This window comes from Streptomyces sp. col6, from assembly GCF_008042035.1.
In the GTDB taxonomy this organism is placed as follows: domain Bacteria; phylum Actinomycetota; class Actinomycetes; order Streptomycetales; family Streptomycetaceae; genus Streptomyces.
The window spans coordinates 1541777-1561327 of the sequence record NZ_RDBL01000013.1 but is presented as its reverse complement, the minus strand read 5'-3'; the positions used below and the strand labels follow the sequence as shown (position 1 = coordinate 1561327).

Annotated in this window: 20 protein-coding genes; 11 read left to right on the top strand and 9 right to left on the bottom strand. The window is 73.2% G+C overall.

Translation table 11 applies throughout. The features are described from left to right. On the top strand, nucleotides 1–1765 hold a 1765-nt coding region (locus tag EAO73_RS23800), incomplete at its 5' end, for a prolyl oligopeptidase family serine peptidase (RefSeq protein WP_147973481.1). A 12-nt stretch (nucleotides 1766–1777) separates the two neighbouring features. Here the strand turns inward: EAO73_RS23800 and EAO73_RS23795 are convergent. Then, nucleotides 1778–2692, bottom strand: coding sequence for a LysR family transcriptional regulator (locus tag EAO73_RS23795; RefSeq protein WP_147973480.1), 915 nt, complete (start codon nucleotides 2690–2692; stop codon nucleotides 1778–1780). A 74-nt stretch (nucleotides 2693–2766) separates the two neighbouring features. Here EAO73_RS23795 and EAO73_RS23790 point away from each other — a divergent pair, with 74 nt between their 5' ends. Further along, nucleotides 2767–3747: a DMT family transporter gene (locus EAO73_RS23790; RefSeq protein ID WP_191134181.1), complete on the top strand. Its 981-nt coding sequence runs from the start codon at nucleotides 2767–2769 to the stop codon at nucleotides 3745–3747. A gap of 16 nt (nucleotides 3748–3763) precedes the next feature. On the opposite strand, the gene EAO73_RS23785 is transcribed toward EAO73_RS23790, so the two are convergent. Beyond that, complete coding sequence (locus EAO73_RS23785; protein WP_147973478.1) at nucleotides 3764–5095, bottom strand: aminotransferase class I/II-fold pyridoxal phosphate-dependent enzyme; 1332 nt, start codon at nucleotides 5093–5095, stop codon at nucleotides 3764–3766. Nucleotides 5096–5130: 35 nt separating this feature from the next. Here EAO73_RS23785 and EAO73_RS23780 point away from each other — a divergent pair, with 35 nt between their 5' ends. Then, a complete protein-coding gene (locus tag EAO73_RS23780; protein ID WP_147973477.1) occupies nucleotides 5131–5826 on the top strand; it encodes a pyridoxamine 5'-phosphate oxidase family protein in 696 nt (231 codons plus the stop codon). On the opposite strand, the gene EAO73_RS23775 is transcribed toward EAO73_RS23780, so the two are convergent. Continuing rightward, nucleotides 5808–6818 (bottom strand): EamA family transporter, encoded by a 1011-nt coding sequence (locus EAO73_RS23775; RefSeq protein ID WP_147973476.1) that lies wholly within the window; start codon nucleotides 6816–6818, stop codon nucleotides 5808–5810. The genes EAO73_RS23780 and EAO73_RS23775 overlap by 19 nt on opposite strands. A gap of 181 nt (nucleotides 6819–6999) precedes the next feature. Here EAO73_RS23775 and EAO73_RS23770 point away from each other — a divergent pair, with 181 nt between their 5' ends. Next, the gene (locus EAO73_RS23770) at nucleotides 7000–7200 is read left to right on the top strand and encodes a hypothetical protein (RefSeq protein ID WP_147973475.1); all 201 of its coding nucleotides are present in this window, start codon (nucleotides 7000–7002) and stop codon (nucleotides 7198–7200) included. Between the two features lie 89 nt (nucleotides 7201–7289). On the opposite strand, the gene EAO73_RS23765 is transcribed toward EAO73_RS23770, so the two are convergent. Further along, a complete protein-coding gene (locus EAO73_RS23765; RefSeq protein WP_147973474.1) occupies nucleotides 7290–7898 on the bottom strand; it encodes a PadR family transcriptional regulator in 609 nt (202 codons plus the stop codon). A gap of 153 nt (nucleotides 7899–8051) precedes the next feature. On the opposite strand from EAO73_RS23765, the gene EAO73_RS23760 reads away from it, so the two are divergent. After that, nucleotides 8052–8852, top strand: coding sequence for a phosphotransferase (locus tag EAO73_RS23760; protein ID WP_147973473.1), 801 nt, complete (start codon nucleotides 8052–8054; stop codon nucleotides 8850–8852). A 66-nt stretch (nucleotides 8853–8918) separates the two neighbouring features. Further along, complete coding sequence (locus tag EAO73_RS23755; protein ID WP_224756421.1) at nucleotides 8919–9815, top strand: aminoglycoside phosphotransferase family protein; 897 nt, start codon at nucleotides 8919–8921, stop codon at nucleotides 9813–9815. 2 nt (nucleotides 9816–9817) lie between these two features. Here EAO73_RS23755 and EAO73_RS23750 read toward each other — a convergent pair whose 3' ends face one another. Then, nucleotides 9818–10402, bottom strand: coding sequence for a TetR/AcrR family transcriptional regulator (locus EAO73_RS23750; protein ID WP_147973471.1), 585 nt, complete (start codon nucleotides 10400–10402; stop codon nucleotides 9818–9820). An 84-nt stretch (nucleotides 10403–10486) separates the two neighbouring features. On the opposite strand from EAO73_RS23750, the gene EAO73_RS23745 reads away from it, so the two are divergent. Beyond that, entirely contained in the window at nucleotides 10487–10909 is a 423-nt protein-coding gene (locus tag EAO73_RS23745) for a nuclear transport factor 2 family protein (RefSeq protein ID WP_147973470.1), read from the top strand. Nucleotides 10910–10926: 17 nt separating this feature from the next. Here the strand turns inward: EAO73_RS23745 and EAO73_RS23740 are convergent, their stop codons facing one another. Continuing rightward, nucleotides 10927–11928, bottom strand: coding sequence for a HEAT repeat domain-containing protein (locus EAO73_RS23740; RefSeq protein ID WP_191134180.1), 1002 nt, complete (start codon nucleotides 11926–11928; stop codon nucleotides 10927–10929). 19 nt (nucleotides 11929–11947) lie between these two features. Next, on the bottom strand, nucleotides 11948–12616 hold the full coding sequence (locus EAO73_RS23735) for a HEAT repeat domain-containing protein (protein WP_147973469.1): 669 nt from the start codon (nucleotides 12614–12616) through the stop codon (nucleotides 11948–11950). Between the two features lie 129 nt (nucleotides 12617–12745). Between EAO73_RS23735 and EAO73_RS23730 the strand changes: the two genes are divergently transcribed. Continuing rightward, nucleotides 12746–13564, top strand: coding sequence for a PhzF family phenazine biosynthesis protein (locus tag EAO73_RS23730; protein ID WP_147973468.1), 819 nt, complete (start codon nucleotides 12746–12748; stop codon nucleotides 13562–13564). A gap of 10 nt (nucleotides 13565–13574) precedes the next feature. Here EAO73_RS23730 and EAO73_RS23725 read toward each other — a convergent pair whose 3' ends face one another. After that, entirely contained in the window at nucleotides 13575–14354 is a 780-nt protein-coding gene (locus EAO73_RS23725) for a CPBP family intramembrane glutamic endopeptidase (RefSeq protein ID WP_224756405.1), read from the bottom strand. A 184-nt stretch (nucleotides 14355–14538) separates the two neighbouring features. On the opposite strand from EAO73_RS23725, the gene EAO73_RS23720 reads away from it, so the two are divergent. Beyond that, nucleotides 14539–16326, top strand: a complete 1788-nt coding sequence (locus EAO73_RS23720; RefSeq protein ID WP_147973466.1) for a substrate-binding domain-containing protein — start codon at nucleotides 14539–14541, stop codon at nucleotides 16324–16326. A gap of 75 nt (nucleotides 16327–16401) precedes the next feature. Here the strand turns inward: EAO73_RS23720 and EAO73_RS23715 are convergent, their stop codons facing one another. Then, entirely contained in the window at nucleotides 16402–17907 is a 1506-nt protein-coding gene (locus EAO73_RS23715) for a glutamate-cysteine ligase family protein (RefSeq protein WP_147973465.1), read from the bottom strand. Nucleotides 17908–18391: 484 nt separating this feature from the next. Between EAO73_RS23715 and EAO73_RS23710 the strand changes: the two genes are divergently transcribed. Both EAO73_RS23710 and EAO73_RS23705 read left to right on the top strand, forming a co-directional pair. Further along, the gene (locus EAO73_RS23710) at nucleotides 18392–18988 is read left to right on the top strand and encodes a hypothetical protein (RefSeq protein ID WP_147973464.1); all 597 of its coding nucleotides are present in this window, start codon (nucleotides 18392–18394) and stop codon (nucleotides 18986–18988) included. 323 nt (nucleotides 18989–19311) lie between these two features. Then, nucleotides 19312–19518, top strand: coding sequence for a DUF5999 family protein (locus tag EAO73_RS23705; RefSeq protein ID WP_147973463.1), 207 nt, complete (start codon nucleotides 19312–19314; stop codon nucleotides 19516–19518). Nucleotides 19519–19551: the final 33 nt, after the last annotated feature.

The window sequence follows — 19551 nt, the reverse complement described above, 5'->3', positions numbered from 1 at the left end:
CGGCGGGTCCGGCCGCCGGCTGCCGACGGCCGGACCCGCCGTCGACCCCCGCCCCTCCCCCGACGGCTCGCTGATCGCGTACGTCACCGGCGGCGCGCTGCGTACCGTACGGGTGGACGGCACCGGCGACCGCGCGCTCGCCGAACCGGAGGGCGCGCACCTCACCTACGGCCTGTCCGACTACGTGTCGCAGGAGTCCATCGGCCGTACGCGCGGCTACTGGTGGGCCCCGCGCGGCGACGCCCTCCTGGTCGCCCGCGTGGACACCTCCGGCGTCGAACGCCGCTACCTCGCCGACCCGGCCCACCCGGACCGCCCGCCCCGCGTACTCGCGTACCCGGCGGCCGGCACGGCCAACGCGAAGGTCTCCCTGCACCTGGTCCGGACCTCCGGCGAGCACACCGCCGTCCGCCTCCCCGAAGCCGCCGGCGACGGACACCCCGAAGGCCCCTGGACGGACCGGGCGTTCGAGTACGTGGTGGCGGCGGGCTGGGACGACCGGGGCCCGCTGGTCTCCGTGCAGACCCGGGACCAGCGTTCCGTGCACGTCCTGGAGGTGGACGAGAAGACGGGCGCCACCAGGACCGTGCACCGTGAACAGGACCCCGCCTGGGTGGCGCTGCGTCCGGGCACCCCGCTGCGCCTGCCGTCCGGGGCGCTCGTCGTCCCGGCGCGCCCCGGCGGCGACACCCAGGGGCTGGACATCGGCGGCGCCCCGACACCGGCGGGCCTGGAGGTGCGCGAGGTGCTCGGCGCGGCGGACGGCCGTGTGTACTTCACGGGCGGCGAGGAGCCGACGGAGATCCACGTCTGGTCGTACGACACGGCAGGGCGCGGCCCGGTCCGGGTCTCCGGCGCACCCGGTGTGCACACCGCGGCGGCCGGCGGCCCGACGGTGGTGCTCGACAGCCGGACCCCGGACGGCCATACGGTGACCGTGCTGCGCTCCGGGGCGGAGACCGGCCGGATCGCGGTCCTGGCCGAAGAACCGCTCGTCGTCCCGCGCCCGTCGGCTCTGAGCCTGGGCCGCCGGGAGCTGCGCAGCCGGCTCCACCTGCCGTCGTGGCACCGGCCGGGCGACGCACCGCTCCCGGTGCTGCTGAGCCCGTACGCCGGGCACGGCATGCAGGTCGTGCTGAAGGTGCGGGCGTGGTGGACGGCGGTGGCCCAGTGGTTCGCTGAGCAGGGTTTCGCCGTGCTGGTCACGGACGGGCGGGGCACGCCGGGGCGGGGCGAGGCGTGGGAGAAGTCGGTGCACGGGGACCGGCTGACGGCCGTCCTGGAGGACCAGATCGACGCCCTGCACGCGGCGGCCGGTGCCCACCCCGCTCTCGACCTCACCCGGGTGGCGATGCGCGGCTGGTCGTTCAGCGGGTACCTCGCGGCGGCGGCCGTGCTCCGGCACCCCGAGGTCTTCCACGCGGCGGTGGCGGGGGCGGCCCCGGCGGACCGGCGGCTCTACGACACCCACTGGGAGGAGAGGTTCCTCGGCCACCCGGACGTCCTGCCGGAGAACTACGCGCGCAACTCGCTGCTGGAGGAGGCCGCGTCCCTGACCCGGCCGCTGATGCTGGTGCACGGGCTCGCCGACGACAACGTGTCCGTGGCGCACACGCTGCGCCTGTCGGCGGCCCTCCTCGCCGCCGGCCGCCCGCACACGGTGCTGCCGCTGTCGGGCGCCGGTCACCTGGTGGGCGAGGACCGCACGGCGAGCGGACTGCTGCTCCTGGAGCGGGACTTCCTGCGGCAGGCGCTGGGGGCCTGACCGCGTCTCCCGTCACCCGAAGGATTCGTCCAGCTCCCGGCCCGCCTCCCGCAGCGCCGCGACCGCCGCCCGGATCGACGGCCGCCGGTCCGCGTCCGTCCGCCACACCGCGTGGACGTGCCGCCGCATCTTCTGGCGTACGGGGACGAGCCGTACGCCCTCGGGCACCGGCCCCCGCCCGAGCCGGGGCGCCACGCACACCCCCATCCCGGCGGCGATCAGGGCGAGTTGGGTGTGGTGCTCGCCCGCGAGGTGGGCGATGCGCGGTTCGATGCCCTTGGAGCGGAGCGTGAACATCAGCCAGTCGTAACAGAATTCGCCCTCGGGCCAGGAGACCCAGTCGTCGTCGGCGAAGTCCTCCAGGTCCACTTCGGACCGGCCGGCGAGCGGATGGTCCGCCGGCATCGCGATGTCGGGTGCGTCGTCGAGCAGTTCGGCCCGGGTCAGGCCACCGGGCACCGGGAGCCGCTTGTTGCTCCAGTCCAGCACCACCGCCAGGTCGATGTCGCCCCTCAGCACCGCCCGGATGCCCGCCTCGGGCTCCAGTTCCAGCGTGCGCACCCGCAGTTCGGGGTGGCCGGCGCGCAGGGACAGGAGCGTCGCGGGAAAGAGGCCGCGCGCCGCCGTCGGGAACGCGCCGAGCTGGATCTCGCCCACCACCTCGCCGCGCTGGGCCTCGATGTCCGACTGGGCGAGCTCCACCTGCGAGAGGATGCGCGCCGCATGGTCGGCGAGCAGCCGCCCCGCGTCGGTGAGCCGCACCCCGCGTCCGTTCCTGGCGAGGAGCTGCTGGCCCACCTCGCGCTCCAGCTTGGCCATCTGCTGCGAGACGGCCGACGTCGTGACGTGCAGCCCCTCGGCGGCGCCGCTGACCGAACCGAGCCTGGCGAGGGCGTCCAGGGTGCGCAGGCGCTCCAGGTTCAACATGTAAGCGATGCTACGCGAATCCGCGCACATATTCTCACTTGTGCTACGAAGTGAACGTGGCCATCGTGGTCCTCATGAGCGCCCCGACCGCACCGAGACCCGCCACCGAGCCGTCCGCCGCCCCGGCCGCACCGCCCGAGGCACCGGCCACCGCTTCCGCCACGGCTCCCGCCCGGCGTCCGGCCCTGGACTGGCGGCTGCGGTTCGCGGCGCTCTCACTCATCTGGGGTTTCAGCTTCCTGCTGATCAAGGTGGGCACCGACGCTTACGCGCCGTTCCAGGTGACACTGGGACGGCTGCTGTCGGGGACCGCCGTCCTGGCGGTGGTGATGGTGGTGAAGCGGGAGCGGCTGCCGCGCTCGGCCCGGACCTGGGGGCATCTGGCGGTGGCGGCGTTCTTCCTCAACGCCCTGCCGTTCTCCCTGTTCGCCTACGCCGAGCTGAGCATCCCGTCGACGCTGGCGGGCATCTGCAACGCGACCTCGCCGCTGTGGGGCATGGCGCTGTCGCTCGTCGCCCTCTCGGAGGACCGGCCGACCCGGCGCCGCGTGGCCGGCCTCGGGCTCGGCTTCCTGGGCGTCCTGACGGTGCTCGGCGCCTGGCAGGGCTTCTCCGGACTGGACTTCAGCGGTACGGCCATGGCCCTGCTGGCCTCGCTCAGCTACCCGGTCGGGTGGATCTACGTGCGCCGGACGCTGGCGGGCAGCGGCGCGTCGACCCTCGCCCTCACCGGCAGCCAGCTCTTCCTGGGCACCGTCCAACTCGCGTTCGTCACACCGCTGTTCACCACCGTCCCCGGCGGCTTCCCGGTCCTGCCCACGCTCGCGGTCGTCGCGCTCGGCGCGCTGGGCACGGGGCTCGCGGTGCTGCTCCAGTACGGCCTGGTGAACGAGGTCGGGCCGACGACCGCGCAGATGGTCACCTATTTCATCCCGGTGATCGCCACCGCCGCCGGGGTCGCCGTGCTCGGTGAACGGCTGAGCTGGAACACCCCGGTCGGCGCGCTCATCGTCCTGGCGGGCGCCGCCCTGACCCAGGGCCGACGGCGCACGTGACCGGCCCGGCCCACGCTCACCCGTAGCTCAGCGGCCTCGCCGGGCCCGCCGCCCGCACCACCGCCTCGGCGAGCGGTGCGATGTCGGCGTCGGCGAGCGGGGACACGGTGATCCGGATCGCCTGGGGTGCGGAGATACGGAACCGGGCCCCGGGCGCCACGGCCCAGCCCGCCTGCAACAGGCCGGCCACCGCCCCGGTCTCGTCGCTCACCGGCACCCATACGTTCATGCCGCTGCGGCCGTACGCCTCGACGCCCCGCTCCGCCAGCGCCCGTACGAGGGCGTCCCGGCGGCGGGCGTAGGACCGGGCCACCTCGCGCGGGTCCACGGAGCCGGTACGCCACAGGTGCACCACGGTCCGCTGGAGCAGCCGGCTGACCCAGCCGGGGCCCAGCCGCTGCCGCCCGGACACCCGGTCGACGGTCACCGCGTCCCCGGTCAGCACCGCGACCCGCAGGTCGGGCCCGTACGCCTTGGCCGTCGAGCGGACGAATGCCCAGCGGTCCGTGACACCGGCCAGCGGGTACACCGGCAGGTCGACGATGGCGTGCCCGTGATCGTCCTCGATGAGCAGGACGTCCGGGTGGCGGGCAAGGACCGTCCGCAGTTCCGCCGCGCGCGCCTCGGAGACCGCCGCGCCCGTGGGGTTCTGCGCCCGGTCCGTGATCACGACGGCCCGCGCGCCCGACCGGAGCGCCGCGTCGAGCGCATCGGGCAACGGCCCGTCGTCGTCGAGCGCCACGGACACGGGCCGCATGCCGAGGGCGGGCACCAGATCGAGCAGCCCGCCCCACCCGGGGTCCTCGACCGCGACCGGGTCACCGGGCCTGAGATGGGCGACGAGGACCCGCTCGATCGCGTCGAGCGAACCGGAGGCGGCGGCGACCGGCCCGGCGGGCACCCCGTCGGCGTCCATGGCGGCCCGCGCGAGGGCGGCGAACTCCGGGTCGACGGGCGCCTCACCGTAGAGGCCGGGCTCGCGCGCGTACCGCTCCGCGACCGCCGCGAACGCCTCGCCGAGGCGCGGCAGCAGCGCCGGGTCGGGGCTGCCGTCGCCCAGGTCCCGTACGCCCGGCGTCGCCTCGACGCGCATCGAACCGCGCGCGGTGCTGGCGGGGCGCGGCCTGATCCGGCTGCCCCGGCGACCGGCGGTCTCGATCACCCCGCGCTCGCGCAAGATGCGGTACGCGGCCGCGACGGTGTTCGGGTTCACCTCCAACCGGACCGCCAACTCACGCATGGGTGGCAGGACTTGACCCGGCATCAGCTCCCCGGAGCCGACCCCGCGTTCGACGCTGGCGGCAATGTCCTGTGCACGCCGCCCACTGATCCGATACTCTCCTAGCACAAACAACAGTATGCACTAGTGCAATGGAGTCCGCAATGCCGGAGACCGCAGCCCAGCAGACCACGTCCCCGAACGCCCCCGCCCGCTACGAGCCGACGGACCGCACGATCCCCACCCGGTCGCGCGACCGGGCCGCGTACGACCGGGGGACGGTCCACTCGATACTCGACGACGCCTACCTCTGCCACCTCGGCTTCGTGCGCGACGGCGCGCCGGTCGTGCTGCCGACGCTCTTCGGCCGGGTCGGTGAGCGGCTCTACGTCCACGGCTCGACCGGCTCACGGCCGTTGCGCGCGGCCGGCGGCGGTGACGAGGGGTTGCCCGTGTGCCTGACGGTGACGCACGTGGACGGTCTGGTGCTGGCCCGGTCCGCCTTCCACCACTCGCTCAACTACCGCTCGGTGGTCGTCCACGGCACCGCGTACCCGGTGACCGACCCGGAGGAGCGGCGCATCGCCCTGGACGCGATCGTGGACCAGGTGGTCCCGGGCCGCTCGAAGGACTCACGCCCGGCCGACGGCAAGGAGCTCGCCGCCACCGCGGTCATCCGGCTCGACCTGCGCGAGGTCTCCGCGAAGATCCGCACGGGCGGGCCGAACGACGACCCCCGGGACGTGGGCCTGCCGTACTGGGCGGGCGTCGTCCCGGTCGCCCCCGCGTACGCCGCACCGGTCCCGGCGGACGACATGGACCCGTCGATCGGCGTACCCGCCTACCTGACGGCGTCCTGACTCCGGGCGTCGGCCCGCTCCGCGACGGCGCCCCGCGCCCCCGTCCCCGAGGCGACGGGTCCGGACGGCGGGCGGGGCGTGGCCGACTGGGCGATGAGGGCACCGGCCAGGACGAGCGCACCGCCGATGAGCTGCGGGGCGGCCAGGTGCTCGCCGAGCAGCACCCAGGCGAGCACGGTCGCGATGACCGCCTCCAGACAGGCGACGACGCCCGCGACCGCCGGGGACAGCAGCCGTACGGAGATCACGCCGGTGACGTAGGCGATGACGGTGGCCAGCAGCACGATCCAGACCAGCAGCAGCCAGGCCGGAACGTCGTTGCCGTCCATGACCGTGCTGCCGCCGAGTACCGACCAGTCCATGCCCCACGGGCGGGCGACCACGGTGAGCACGAGGGCGCCGATCAGCAGCCCGTACGCGATGACGCCGACCGGATGCGGGGGTTCCGCGCCGCCCGGGGACGCCTCCCCGCTGCCCTGGTCGGAGAGGACGAAGTAGCCGACCTGGCAGCAGGCGGCGCCGAGCGCGAGCAGCAGCCCGACCACGTCGAAGCTCAGCCCGGCCCACACCTCGACGACGCAGGCGAGGCCGCCGGCCGCGAGGACGACCCCGAGGGCCGCCGCCCGGGTCACCGGCCGCCGCTGGACGAAGCGCACCCATCCGAGCACGAGCGCCGGAGCCAGGTATTCCACCAGCAGTGCGACGCCCACCGGGATGCGCGAGATGGCGGCGAAGTAGCAGGCCTGCACGCCCGCGACGGCGAGCAGCCCGAAGCCGAGCAGCAGCACGGGCCGGTCGCGCACCAGTGCCCGGTGGCGCCAGGCCACGGGCAGCATGACGAGTGCGGCGCCGGCCACCCGCAGCCAGACCACGTGGAGCGGGTCGAGCCCCGCCTCGATCAGCGGCTTGGCCGCCACTCCGGAACCACCGAATGCGAAGGCCGAGGCGAGGGCGAGTCCCAGGCCGGCGCTTCTCCCCTGAGACGCGTGCATCGGCACATCATGACAGCCGCGGTCAGGAGCGTCACCCCCGTGACACCTGACGTTGGTAACGGTCCGATGCCCCCAGTGCCTCTGACACGTACAACCCTGCCCCCTGGAGCAACCGGCAGCCCGCCCCCATACGTCCCACAGACGTGAGGGATGGTGCGCGGCACGGCGGGAGGGGTCCGGGGTGAGCTGGCTGGTGTCCCTGCCGGCGCTCGACGGCCGCGACTACGTCTACCGGGTCCACGCACCGCTCGACGCGCTGCCGGCCGATCTGTTCTGGTCCGCGTTCCACTGCCACGACGACGGACCGCACCCCCGCGCCTCCGACCGCTTCGACGCGGCGCTGATCTGGCGGACGGGTCCCGAACAGGCCCATCAGAACTGAGGCGTGGACAGCGAGGAGCCCGGCGGCCTGAACCGCCGGGCTCCTCCCGGTACTTCCTCTCCGACTGTCACCCGGCCCACGGCCGGGGCTCAGTGCTCGTCGGCGAGAATGAGGTACAGCTTCTTGCGCGTGTCGTTGATGACCGCGAGCGCCTTCTCGCGCTGCTCGGCGGAACCGGTCTTCCAGACCTGGCCGAACGCCTCCATCAGACCGAACCCGGCCTGGCGGATCTCGTTCATGCTCTCCCAGTCGACACCACGCCCGGCCTCTTCCCAGGGCGCCTCGGACCCGGTCTCCGCCTCGGTGCGACCGGTGTCGGTGAGCGTGAACAGCTTCTTGCCGCCCTCGCTCGCGCTGGTGATCAGCCCCTCGTCCTCCAGCAGCTGAAGGGTCGGGTACACCGAGCCGGGGCTGGGCCGCCAGGCCCCGCCGCTGCGCTCGCCGATCTCCTGGATCATCTCGTAGCCGTGCATCGGCCGGTCCTTCAGCAGCGCCAGGATCGAAGCGCGCACGTCACCGCGCCGCGCCCTCCCCCGGCCGCCGCCCCGGTTCCGCCCGCCACCGAACGGCGGCCCGCCGAACGGCGGCCCGAACGGCCCGAACGCCGCCCGCTGCCCCTCGAATCCCCCATGTCGCCCCTCGGGCCCGTGGTGGCCGCGCCCATGACCATGTCCATGCTCAAATCCGTGTGTACGCATGACCGTACTCCTCTTCTTACGTCGATCTTTCGGGTATCGCTGTACTGTCGCGATGCTTCAACGATATATCGGAACCGATCGCATGGCAACCCCGACCGTGCGCACGGTGTGCGGCGGGCCCGCGCGGCCCGGCCCGGCGATAGCGTGATGCCCATGGCGGCCGAGGACGAGGCACTGGTCGGCGGGATGGTGAACGCGGGGGCGGTCGTCCGCCGGGGGGAGCTGGTGGAGCGGCCGGCACCGCGCAACGCACCCGCCCTGCACGCTCATCTCCGCGCGCTGAGGGCGCGCGGCTTCGACGCGGCTCCCGTCCCCGTCGGCCTCACCGCGGACGGCCGTGAGCAGCTGACCTTTCTGCCCGGAGACGTGGCGCTGCCGCCCTTCCCGGACTGGGCGATGACGCGTTCCGCCCTCGCTTCGGTGGGGAGCCTGCTGCGGCGTCTGCACGACGCCGGTGCGGCCGCCACGGTCGGCCCCCGCGCCGACTGGTCCCCGGAGCTCGCCGACCCGGAGGGCGGACCGATGGTGTGCCACAACGACGTGTGCCCGGAGAACGTCGTCTTCCGCGACGGCCGTGCCGCGGCCCTGATCGATTTCGACATGGCGGCCCCGGGTCGTGCCGTCTGGGACGTCGCCATGACCGCGCGCTACTGGGTCCCCATGCTCGACCCCGGATCCGCGGCCACGCTCTACCCCGCCGGGCTGGACGCGGTCGCACGGCTGCGGATCCTCGCCGACGGCTACGGCCTCGCGGCAACGGACCGGGCCGGATTGCCCGGTGTCATCGAGCAGGCCACGGAGGTCTGCCGGGCCTTCGTCGCACGCCGCGTGGCCGACGGCAACCCCGCCTACCTCCAGGCGTTGGCCGAGCGTGGCGGGTGGGAACGCTGGGACCGCGTGCAAGCCTGGCTCGCGGACCACCGCACGGCGTTCACGACTGCCCTGCTGAGCTGACGGGCCCGTCGGTCGAGGGCCACGCGAAACCCGGTCGCCCCCCTCACCCCGGCGTCCGCATACTGGCTGACCATGCATGACGACCAACTCGACGTAGGCAGCGACACCGTTGCCGCTCTGATCGACGACCAGTTCCCCCAGTGGAGCGGCGAGGCGATCCGCCCGCTGCCCTCGACCGGGACGGTGAACGCCATCTTCCGCATCGGGGACCGCCTCTCGGCGCGCTTCCCGCTGCGTCCGGCCGACACCGGTGAGGCGCTGGCGGTCCTGGAGCGGGAGGCACGGGCAAGCGCGGAGCTGGCGGCGGTGACACCGTTCCCCGTTCCCGAACCCGTCGCGCTCGGGCGGCCCGGCGCGGGATACCCCATGCCCTGGTCCGTGCAGACCTGGCTGCCGGGCACGAACGCCTTCGACGCCGACCCGAGCGCGTCGGACGCCTTCGCCCGGGACCTCGCGGCGTTCATCGCCGGGCTCCGGGGAGCCGATACGCGGGGGCGCCGCTTCGACGGCGACAACCGGGGCGGTGTGATCGCCGACCACGACGGCTGGATGGCGACGTGCTTCCGGGAGAGCGAGGGCCTGCTCGACGTGAACCGCCTGCGCGCGATGTGGCACCGCTTCCGCGAGCTGCGCCGCACCGGCGCCGACGTGATGAGCCACGGCGACCTGATCCCCGGCAACGTCCTCGTCGCGGGCGACCGCCTCGCCGGCGTGCTCGACACCGGCGGCTTCGGGCCGGCCGACCCCGCCCTGGACCTGGTCGGCGCCTGGCACCTGCTGGACGCGGGCCCCCGGGACGTACTGCGGCGCACCCTCTCCTGCGACGACCTGGAATGGGAGCGCGGCAAGGCCTGGGCCTTCGAACAGGCGATGGGCCTGGCCTGGTACTACGCCGAGAGCAATCCGACGATGAGCGCGCTGGGGCGCCTCACCCTGGACCGCATCATGGAGTCCACGGACTGAGGTCAGGCGGTCTCAGGACCGGGCGCGGGCTCGGCGAGCGCGTTGAGCGCCGGCCGGAGCAGGGCGCTGATGCGCTCGGGCGACGCCTCACGCAACACCGGCAGCTCCAGCAACTGGTGACCGATCGTCACACCGAGCAGCGTGGTGACGGCCAGCGCGGCGCGGAGTTCGCGGTCGTCGGGCGCGGGAACGGCGGCGCCCGCGTCGGTGATCTGCCGTCCGAGCGCGGTACGCACATGACCGGCGGCGGCCGGATCGGTGAGCATGGACCGCATCACCGCGAGCGTGCCCTCGGGCAGACCGCCCAGCTTCAGGCCCAGCGTGGCCAGCATCCGGTCGGCGAACGCCTCCGCGCCCGATTCCTCCGGCACCGGCGCGGTGAACGTCCGCACGGCCCGGCCGAACAGCTCGCGCTTCGAGCCGAAGTACTGCATCACCAGGGCCGGGTCCACCCCGGCCGCACCCGCCACCGCGCGGATGGTGGTCCGGTCGAATCCCTTGGCGGCGAACTCCTCCCGTGCCTTGTCGAGGATGCGCGCCTCGGTGGCACGGCGACGGTCGGCGCGGGTATGTCGAGGCGTGGTCACGGCGTGACTCTACAGCCGTTGACCGAACGTCCTCCCCGGCCTACGGTCATCACTCAACAGACGTTGAGCGAATGGAGCCGTCCCGTGTCACAGCTGGAAACCGCCGTTGCCCGCACCCCCCGTGAGGCCCTGGCCGCCTACCACCGGGCGATGCTCGACAAGTCCGCGGACGATCTCGCGGATCTGTACGCGCCCGACGCGCTGCACGAGTTCCCGTTCACCGCTCCCGGCTTTCCACCGCGCTACGAGGGGCGCGAGGCCGTACGCGCGGGGTACCGGGCGGTCTGGGGCGCGAGCCCGGTACGGATCGACGAGGTCAGGACGGTGTCCTCGTACGAGACGGCCGACCCGGAGGTGATCGTCGCCGAGCACGTCGTGGTGGGGACCATCCCGGCGGACGCCTCCTTCGCCGTCCCCGGCCTGCTGGTGCTCCGGGTCCGTGACGGCCTGATCACCCACGTCCGCGACTACATGGACACGGCGGCCCTCGCCGCCGCCAGAGGCTGAACACCGGCCGGCCGAGGTCATCCCTCGCCCCGCAGCCCGCGCAGATACACCGCCGTCACCGCCACGCCCCGGTCCCCGTCCCCCGCCAGTTCCGCGAGCGCGCGCGACGCCGTCGGGCCCGGGATGTCCGCGAGCGCCTGGGTGAGCCGCCGGCGGGCGGACGCGTCGAGCGTGCCGTCGGCGAGGCGGTCGACGAGCCCGGCGGCGATCCGCTCGGCCGCCCCCGGCTCGGCGGCCAGCACACCCAGGGCATCGGCCGCCTCGACATCCCGCACCTCCTCCGCGACCATGCCGATGAGCGTCGGAACCGCGTCGCCCACCCCGCGCGCACCGAGCGCCGGAGCCGCGTACCGGCGCACCGCGACATCGGGATGCCCAAGGGCCTCCCGCAGCAGCGCGCTCGCTGCCTCGCCCGGAATCCCGGCGACCGCCCGCACCGCACGGGCGCGGACCTCCGCGTCCGGCGAGTCCAGCCCTTCCGCGAGCAGGGCGAGCCCGTCGCCCGCCCGCGCCAGAGCCCACCGCAGGGCTCCGGCCACGCTCGGGTCCGGCTCGCTCAGCACCGCCTCGACCAGGGCCTCCACCGGCACCGGTGCCTCGCCGGCCGAGGACAGCGCGGCCCGCTGACGCGTGCCGGGGCTGCTGGACCCCAGCGCCTGGAGAAGGGCGACGGTACGCAGGACGTCCTCCCAGTCCCCGGGCCCCGCGGCGCCGATCCGGCTCAGCCGGGTCAGCAGCTCCCGCTCGCTCGCGATCCGTTCCCGGGTGCGCCGGGCGAGGTCGTCGACGAGCTCCGCCGGGCTGAAGCCGGGATCGTCCAGGGCGCGCCCCACCTCGCGCAGCGACAGGCCGAGGGACCGCAGGCTCTCGATGTGGAAGATCCGCCGGACGTCGTCCTCGGAGTACTCGCGGTAGCCGACGTCGTTGCGTCCCGTGGGCCGCACCAGCCCCAGCGACTCGTAGTGCCTGAGCATGCGGGCGCTGACCCCGGACCGCCGCGCCACCTCACCGATCAACACCTGGGGCCCTTCGTCGGGATCACGCCTCCTGACCGTACGCCCCGAGGGCCACCCGCCGCTTCGCCTCCTCGACCGCGGACTCGAACCCGGCGTCCGGGTTTCGCCGCAGCTCCTCGGTGGCGAGCGCGTGCTCGCGGACCCGGGGCTCGGCGTGTGCCATGGCGGCGTCCAGTGCGGGTCGGGCCGCCGCCCCGAGTGCGATGAGCGCCCGGCTGAGGCTCAGCCGCATGTCCCGCCCGCCGCGCCCGAACTGCCCGGCCAGCACCGCGGCCAGCCCGGGTGCCTCGTCGTCGGGCACCAGGACGACCGCCGCCCGCCAGGCCGTACGCGCCACCTCGTCGTCGGCGTCGGCCAGCAGCGCGAGGGTGATCGCCGGCCACGCCCGCCGGTCCCCCGTCTTGGACAGGGTGTGCAGGGCCTGGCTGCGTGCCTGCGGGTGCTCCGAGCGCAGCTCCTCGACGAGCCTGGGGACCGTCAGCGCCTGCGGGTGACGGGTCAGCGCCCACGTCAGCATCTCCCGTACGGAGAAATCGGGCTCGGTCGCACACCGTTCCACGAGCCGGTCGACGAGCCGCGCGTCGGGCGCCGATCCGACCGCCATCGCGGTGCGCAGCCGGACCGACGCATCGCCGTGCTCCAGCCCGCGCAGGGCGCGCGCCGTGGCCGTGTCCTCGTTCGTCATGGTCATCCGGACCACCTCCTCGTGGCTCAGTGAACGGCTTGCCACCGTGACAAGGTCAAGCCGGGACACGTCGGGGGCCACCGATCCGCGATTGGCCTTGGTTCCGCACCGGGATCCGCGCCTACGGTCGGGCCCATGAGGATTCGTACCGTCGACGCGTTCACCGACCGCCCCTTCTCCGGCAACCCCGCCGGCGTCCTGCTGTTCGGCCCCGAGGGCTTCCCCGAGGACGGCTTCCTCCAGCGGGTCGCCGCCGAGCTGAACCTGTCCGAGACCGCGTTCGCCCACCCGCTGCCGCCGGGAGGCGACGCGGACTGGGCGCTGCGCTGGTTCACCCCGGTCACCGAGGTGGACATGTGCGGCCACGCCACGCTCGCCACCGCCCACGTCCTGCACACCACCGGGGCGGCGAGCGGCACCGTCCGCTTCGCCGCCCGATGCGGCACGCTGACGTCGGCCGCCCATGCGGACGGCTCGCTCACGCTGGACTTCCCGACCGCCCCGCTGACGCCCGAACCCGCGCCCGCCGGGCTCGCGGATGCCCTGGGCGCGGAGCCGGTGTCCGTGCACGACACCGGTCCGCACGTCGGGGACCTGCTCGTGGAGCTGCGGGACGAAGCGGCCGTACGGGGCCTGACCCCCGACTTCCCGGTGCTGGCCGGCCTCTCGCGGCGCGGCGTCATCGCCACGGCCGCCGCCGAGCCCGGCCGTCCGTACGACTACGTATCCCGCGGCTTCTTCCCGGCCGTGGGCATCGACGAGGACCCGGTGACCGGCAGTGCGCACACCGCCCTGGCCCCGTTCTGGTCGGCCCGGTCCGGCCGCGACGAGCTGACCGGGCTCCAGGCCTCCGCCCGCTCCGGGCTCGTCCGGACGTCGCTGCGCGGCGCGCGCACCCTGCTGACGGGCCGCGCGGTCACGGTCCTGGACGGCGAGCTCCTCGTGACGCCGTAGGGCGCGACGCTCACGGCGTGGGCAGCCAGTCCACCTTCCCGGCGAGCAGCGCGTAACCGACGAAAGCGCCGATGTCGAGCAGCGCGTGCGCCGCGACCAGCGGGCCCACGCGCTGCCAGCGCCGGTACAGCAGCACGAAGACGACGCCCATCACCATGTTGCCGATGAACCCGCCGATGCCCTGGTAGAGGTGGTACGAGCCGCGCAGCACCGAGCTGGCCACCAGCGCCGCCGTCGGCGTCCAGCCCAACTGCCCCAGCCTGCGCAGCAGGTACCCGACGACGATCACTTCCTCCAGTACGGAGTTCTGGACCGCCGACAGGATGAGCACGGGGAACTTCCACCACACGTCGGGCAGCGACTCGGGGACGACGGTGAGGTTGAACCCGGTGGCCCTGGCAACCAGGTAGAACGCCAGCCCGGCGCTGCCGATGCAGGCCGCGACCACCGCGCCGCGCGCCGTGTCCTCCCCCGGCCGGGTGCGGTCGAAGCCGATGACCCGCAGCCCCGTGCCCTCCCTGATGAGCAGATGCGCCACCAGGGCGACGGGCACCAGCGCCGTCGTGATCCCGAAGAGTTGCCAGGCGAGATCCAGCCAAGGGCGGCCCGGGGCCGCGGAACTGTTGAGAGTCGCCGCCTGATCCTTCAAACCCCCCGGTTTCGTCAGCGATCCGACAAAACTGATGAGGGCAGAGACGCCGCTCGCACCCAGCGAGAGCGCCAGCACCAGCACCGTCTCGGACCGGAGAATCCGTCGTGACACGGCCTGCTGGGGAAAAGAATCAGCCACGTACCCCGCCTCCACCTGTACACCTGCTCTCAGTTGTGCATTCACGTCCCAAGCCCCTCGCCGCCCCGCTAGGGTCTCGAATGCAGGTACGAAGATCATGCGCGACAGGCCGGGGGACGAGCACCATTGCCGATGGTGTGGTCCCCCTTTTCCTTGTACATCCTCAAGGAGGGGCACCACCGACATGGGACGTCACAGCTTGCCCGATGACCGCAGAGCGGCCGGAGGCGGGGACCGTCCACCGCGCCGCCGCCGTACCGTGGTCATCGCCACCGTGCTCGTTCTCGCCGTGGCGGGGGGAACGGCGGTCGCGGCGCAGGGCGGCTTGCTCTCGTTCTCGAAGTCGTGCGAGGAGAGCGCCGTCCACCTGTCCATGATGGCCTCGCCCGACATCGCCCCCGCCGTACGTGCCGTCGCCGACCGGGCACGTGCGGACGAGGTGCGCTCCGACGGCCGCTGCATCGACGTGAACGTGGTGGCCCGTGACTCGTACAAGGTCGCGGACGCACTCGCGAGCGGCACCCGTGCCCCCGACTACCAGATATGGCTTCCCGACTCCGACCTGTGGCTGAGCCGGGCGAAGGGGGACGGCGACGGCGTCGCGATCTCCCCGGGCGACTCCGTCGCCACCTCACCGGTCGCCCTCGCCATGGTGCCCAAGGCCGCCAAGAGCTTCGGCTGGCCGAAGAAGACGTACTCCTGGGCGGAGTTGACCGGCGGGGCCATGGAGTCCGACGAGGTGCACATCGGTGCGGCCGACCCCGCGCGCTCGGCCACCGGTCTGCTGGCCCTCACCAGCATCGGCGCCTCCGCCGAGAAGCAGGGCGGGGACAGCGACACCCGGGTCGCGGCCACCGCGAAGCTGCTCGCCCAGCGGATGTCCGACGGCGACACCCAAGTGGTGGCGACGCTGCCGCAGGACGGCTCGGGGGCCGAGGAGGGCAACCCGGCACGGAACCAGGCGGTGCTGCTCTCCGAACAGGCCGCCTTCGCCCACAACGCCGAGTCGGCGGGCGCCGGCAAGCTCGACCTGTTCTACCCGAAGGACGGCACACCGCTGCTGAACTACCCGTTCACCCTGGTCGACGAGCAGCACCGGAGCACGGAGGAGGGCCGGGCCGCGCTGCGGTTCATGACCCTGCTCTCCGAGGACAGCTCCCTGCGCACCCTCCAGGAGCACGGCTTCCGCACCACCTCCGGCACCGCGGACGAGAAGCTGGTCGCGGCGGCGGGCGGCAGATCCCCCCAGCCGTACGACGCGACCCAGCCGCCCGCCCCGTCGGACGAGACGCTGCAGGAGACGCTGGGCATGTGGACGATCACCGTGCAGAGCGCACGGCTGACGACGGTCGTCGACGCGTCCGGTTCGATGGCCGCGATCGTGCCGGGCCGCAACCAGTCCCGGATGGACGTCACCAAGGCCTCGCTGATCCAGGCACTCAACCAGTTCGCGCCGAACGACGAGATCGGCCTCTGGGAGTTCGCGACCACGCTCGACGGCGACAAGGACTACCGCCGGCTGGTGACGACCGCCCGGCTGGGCGACGCCGCGAAGGGCGGCGGCACGCACCGCGAGAAGCTGGCCGCCGCGTTCGCCGCCCTGAAGCCGGTGCCGGACGGCGCGACGGGCCTGTACGACACCGCCCTGGCCGCGTACAAGGAGGCGCAGCGTACCTACGTGAAGGGCAAGTTCAACGCGGTCGTGATCCTCACCGACGGTTCGAACCAGGACGAGAAGTCCATCTCGCGCTCCGGCCTCGTCGACGAGCTGAAGTCCATCGCCGACCCGGATCGCCCGGTCCCGCTGCTGGCCATCGCGGTCGGGCCCGAGGCGGACCGCGAGGAGCTGGACGAGATCGCGAAGGTCACCGGGGGCGGCGGCTACCAGGTGAACGACCCGGCCGAGATCCAGGCGGTGATCCTCCAGGCCGTGATGACCGCGGGCGAGGGCGTCCGCGCCGCCCAGCACTGACGGCACCGCGGTACGGGTACGGGGGCGTCCCCGTACCCGTACCGCGGGCTCACCAGCCCGGCGCCCGCCGCCCGGTCACGGCGCCGGGATACCGGCCGGCCAGGTGTGCACGGGGTCGCCGCCCTGCATCAGTTCGCCGTAGCGCCGGGTCATCGCGGCGAGCGCGGCGCCCCGGTCCATTCCCGCCTCGCGTGCCCGGTGGTAGGTGTCCGCCTGCCAGGAGGCACCGTTCGTCCGCCGCTTGCAGCGCTCCTCGATGATCCCGAGGTAGTGGTCCCGGTCCGCGGGCTCGATGTTCCAGCCGTCGAGCCCGGCGGCGGCCAGGGGCAGCAGTTCGTCCCGCACCAGCTTCGCCACCGGAACCCTGGTCAGCCCGCCGGAGCGGCCGGGCCGGGGCCACATCAGCTCGGCGTCGATGCCCTGACGGCACGCGATCTCGAAGTTCTCCGCGGCGGCCTGGAACGGCATCCTGGTCCACACCGGACGCGACTCCTCCGCCAGCGCCCTGACCAGGCCGTAGTAGAGCGCGGTGTTGGCGATGACGTCGGCGACGGTCGGGCCGGCGGGCAGCACCCGGTTCTCCACCCGCAGATGGGGGACGCCGTCGGCGATCCCGTACACCGGGCGGTTCCACCGGTAGACCGTGCCGTTGTGCAGGACCAGCTCCTTCAGCTGGGGCACCCCGCCGTCGGCGAGGACGCGCAGCGGATCCTCCTCGTCGCAGATGGGCAGGAGCGGGGGGAAGTACCGGAGGTTCTCCTCGAAGAGCTCGGTGGCCGAGCCGATCCACTTCTCCCCGAACCAGGTCCTGGGCCGTACGCCCTGGTTGCGCAGTTCGGGCGGCCGGGTGTCCGTGGCCTGCTCGAACAGCGGCGGCCGCGACTCGCGCCACACCTCCCGGCCGAACAGGAAGGGCGAGTTGGCACCCAGGGCCACCTGGACGGCGGCCACGGCCTGCGCCGCGTTCCACACGTCGGCGAAGCGTTCCGGCGTCACCTGGAGATGCAGTTGCAGCGAGGTGCAGGCCGCCTCCGGGGTGATCGAACCGGCGGTGGCGACCAGCCGCTCGACGCCTTCGATATCGAGCGCGAAATCCTCGCCGCGGGCCGCCACCATTTGATCGTTCAGGAGTGCGTAACGGTCGACGTCCGAGAGGTTGGACCGGACCATGTCCTCGCGGCCGAGTGTCGGCAGGATTCCGATCATCATGATCCCGGCATCGACCTCACCGGCCTTCCGGTCCGCATATCCGAGCCCGGTCCTCAGCTCTTCGGCCAGCTGATCGAGAACACGCCCCGACAGATGATGGGGAACTATGTTCACCTCAAGATTGAACATCCCCAGTTCCGTCTGGAAATCGTGACTCGCGATGCGCTCCAGTACCTCCCCATTCAACATCTTCGGCATGGCGTCGGCGCCCGTGAGATTCAGTTCGATCTCCATGCCCATGAGGTTGCGCGGCCGGTCGAACCGCCGCTCGGCCAGGAGCCCGGACAGCGCCTCCAGGCACTGATGCAGCTTCCTCCGGTACTTCTGCCGATCGGACAGGTCAAAGGCGCCCGCGACGACCTTCTCCCCCATCGATGTGTCCCTCCTCGAGTGGCCGGCACGCGGCCCCGGGCCGCTCGCATCACGATCGATAATGCCCGCAGGACGTGATCCGTAACGCCCCGCGGAGGGCGCACACCCGCTAATCTGAGCGCCGGGGCCCCGGGCACATTCACTCGGCATGGGGCAACGGCCGGTTTCCCCGTATGGCGGGCCGTTAAAGCGCCGACGGGTTTCGGCCGACCGCGGCGCGGGAAAAACCCGAGGCGGCGGCTGCGCCGCTCGCGCCGAATCAGCATGATCTCCGCATAATAAAGTCCGGATACCGCCTTGCCGGCAATAGCCGTGGCGGCTAGTGGAAACACCGCGTGAACACGTGTCGTATAAACTCCGCGGACGAGGCAGAGAGTTGACGCACCGGCTCAGTCACCGGCCTCCTCTGGCCCCGCACGCCGACAGCGCCGTCTGCACCCGCCCGCGCACCACCGTGTCTCCGAAGTGAGAGGCGACCCACATTATGCCGCTGCATGTTCCCCCGGCCCCCGCGCCCGCGCTGCGCAGCGTCCTCGCGGCGCTCGGTTCACCGACCGCGGTCCGCGAGGCCCGTACGCCCGCCCTGCGGTCCGCACAGGGACCTCTGAGCCCCGAACACCCGCTGCCCGTCCATGTGCTGGACCTCGCCCCGGGCGGACTCGCACCCGCCACCCGGCTCGCCGCCTGGCGCTTCCAGATCCGCAGCACGGAGCGGGCGGTCGCGGCGGCGGACACCATGCTCACCGCGGACGGCTGGGCCTTCTCGCACTTCTTCGAAGGGCCGTACATCACCTCGACGGAGCTGGCCCTGCGCCAGGCGGAGGGGCTGAGCGGCCACTACCAGCCGAGGCTGCTGTCCATCCCCGACCTCTACATGCTGGCCCTGTGGCTGCACGGGGACCCCGAGGCCGACGCGTCCTTCGGCGCCCCGGACCCGGCCGACGTACTGGTTCCGCTGGCCCCCGCGCCTCCCGGCATCGCGGCCCTCCGGCCGCACCGGGCCGCCGACCTGCTGCCCGTGATCACCACGCGCATCATGCCCGGCCCCGGCCCGCTCCTCGGTTCCCCGGCCCCGGCCTGACGCGGGCGGCCGATCGCCGCGCACTGTGTGCCCCGTCGCCCCCGCCGGCGACGGGGCACAGTGCGCGGACCGGCATGGGGCATTCGGCCCATCCGGTCTAGTCCCATCCGGCCACCCCGAACCACCCGAAGTGACAGTGCAGTTGAGTTGAACCGTCCGGCCGGGTGACGCGTCATGGGAGGAGTGGAAGCGCTGCGGCGAAATCCCTGCGGATTGACGCCCGTGGGGCAACACTGGGGATCCGACCGATCGACACGGGGGCGGTCATGAACACCTCTTCACACCGCAGGTCACTCAACTCGACGCAGCGAAAGAACCCATCCATGTGCCAGCACCAGCCACCCTGCCCGACAGCCGACTCAGCCGACCGGGAGGCCGCCCGCCAGGTGGCCCACCACCCGGAGCAGGGCTGGAGCCTGCTGTGCAACGGCGTCCTGCTCTTCGAGGACACCGGTGAGCTGCTTCCGGACGGGCAGATCATCGCCCCGCACAGGCCCCTGGCGACGAGCCGGGTGGTGAAGGCCGCCTGAGCGGCGCGGCAGTACGGAAGAGGGGCCGGCCCG

Coding starts and splice junctions, on each gene's coding strand:
- EAO73_RS23795 (WP_147973480.1), bottom strand. CDS start 2,692: ATGTTGAACCTGGAGCGCCTGCGCACCCTGGACGCCCTCGCCAGGCTC.
- EAO73_RS23790 (WP_191134181.1), top strand. CDS start 2,767: ATGAGCGCCCCGACCGCACCGAGACCCGCCACCGAGCCGTCCGCCGCC.
- EAO73_RS23780 (WP_147973477.1), top strand. CDS start 5,131: ATGCCGGAGACCGCAGCCCAGCAGACCACGTCCCCGAACGCCCCCGCC.
- EAO73_RS23775 (WP_147973476.1), bottom strand. CDS start 6,818: ATGCACGCGTCTCAGGGGAGAAGCGCCGGCCTGGGACTCGCCCTCGCC.
- EAO73_RS23765 (WP_147973474.1), bottom strand. CDS start 7,898: ATGCGTACACACGGATTTGAGCATGGACATGGTCATGGGCGCGGCCAC.
- EAO73_RS23760 (WP_147973473.1), top strand. CDS start 8,052: ATGGCGGCCGAGGACGAGGCACTGGTCGGCGGGATGGTGAACGCGGGG.
- EAO73_RS23735 (WP_147973469.1), bottom strand. CDS start 12,616: ATGACCATGACGAACGAGGACACGGCCACGGCGCGCGCCCTGCGCGGG.
- EAO73_RS23730 (WP_147973468.1), top strand. CDS start 12,746: ATGAGGATTCGTACCGTCGACGCGTTCACCGACCGCCCCTTCTCCGGC.
- EAO73_RS23720 (WP_147973466.1), top strand. CDS start 14,539: ATGGGACGTCACAGCTTGCCCGATGACCGCAGAGCGGCCGGAGGCGGG.
- EAO73_RS23715 (WP_147973465.1), bottom strand. CDS start 17,907: ATGGGGGAGAAGGTCGTCGCGGGCGCCTTTGACCTGTCCGATCGGCAG.
- EAO73_RS23710 (WP_147973464.1), top strand. CDS start 18,392: ATGCCGCTGCATGTTCCCCCGGCCCCCGCGCCCGCGCTGCGCAGCGTC.
- EAO73_RS23705 (WP_147973463.1), top strand. CDS start 19,312: ATGTGCCAGCACCAGCCACCCTGCCCGACAGCCGACTCAGCCGACCGG.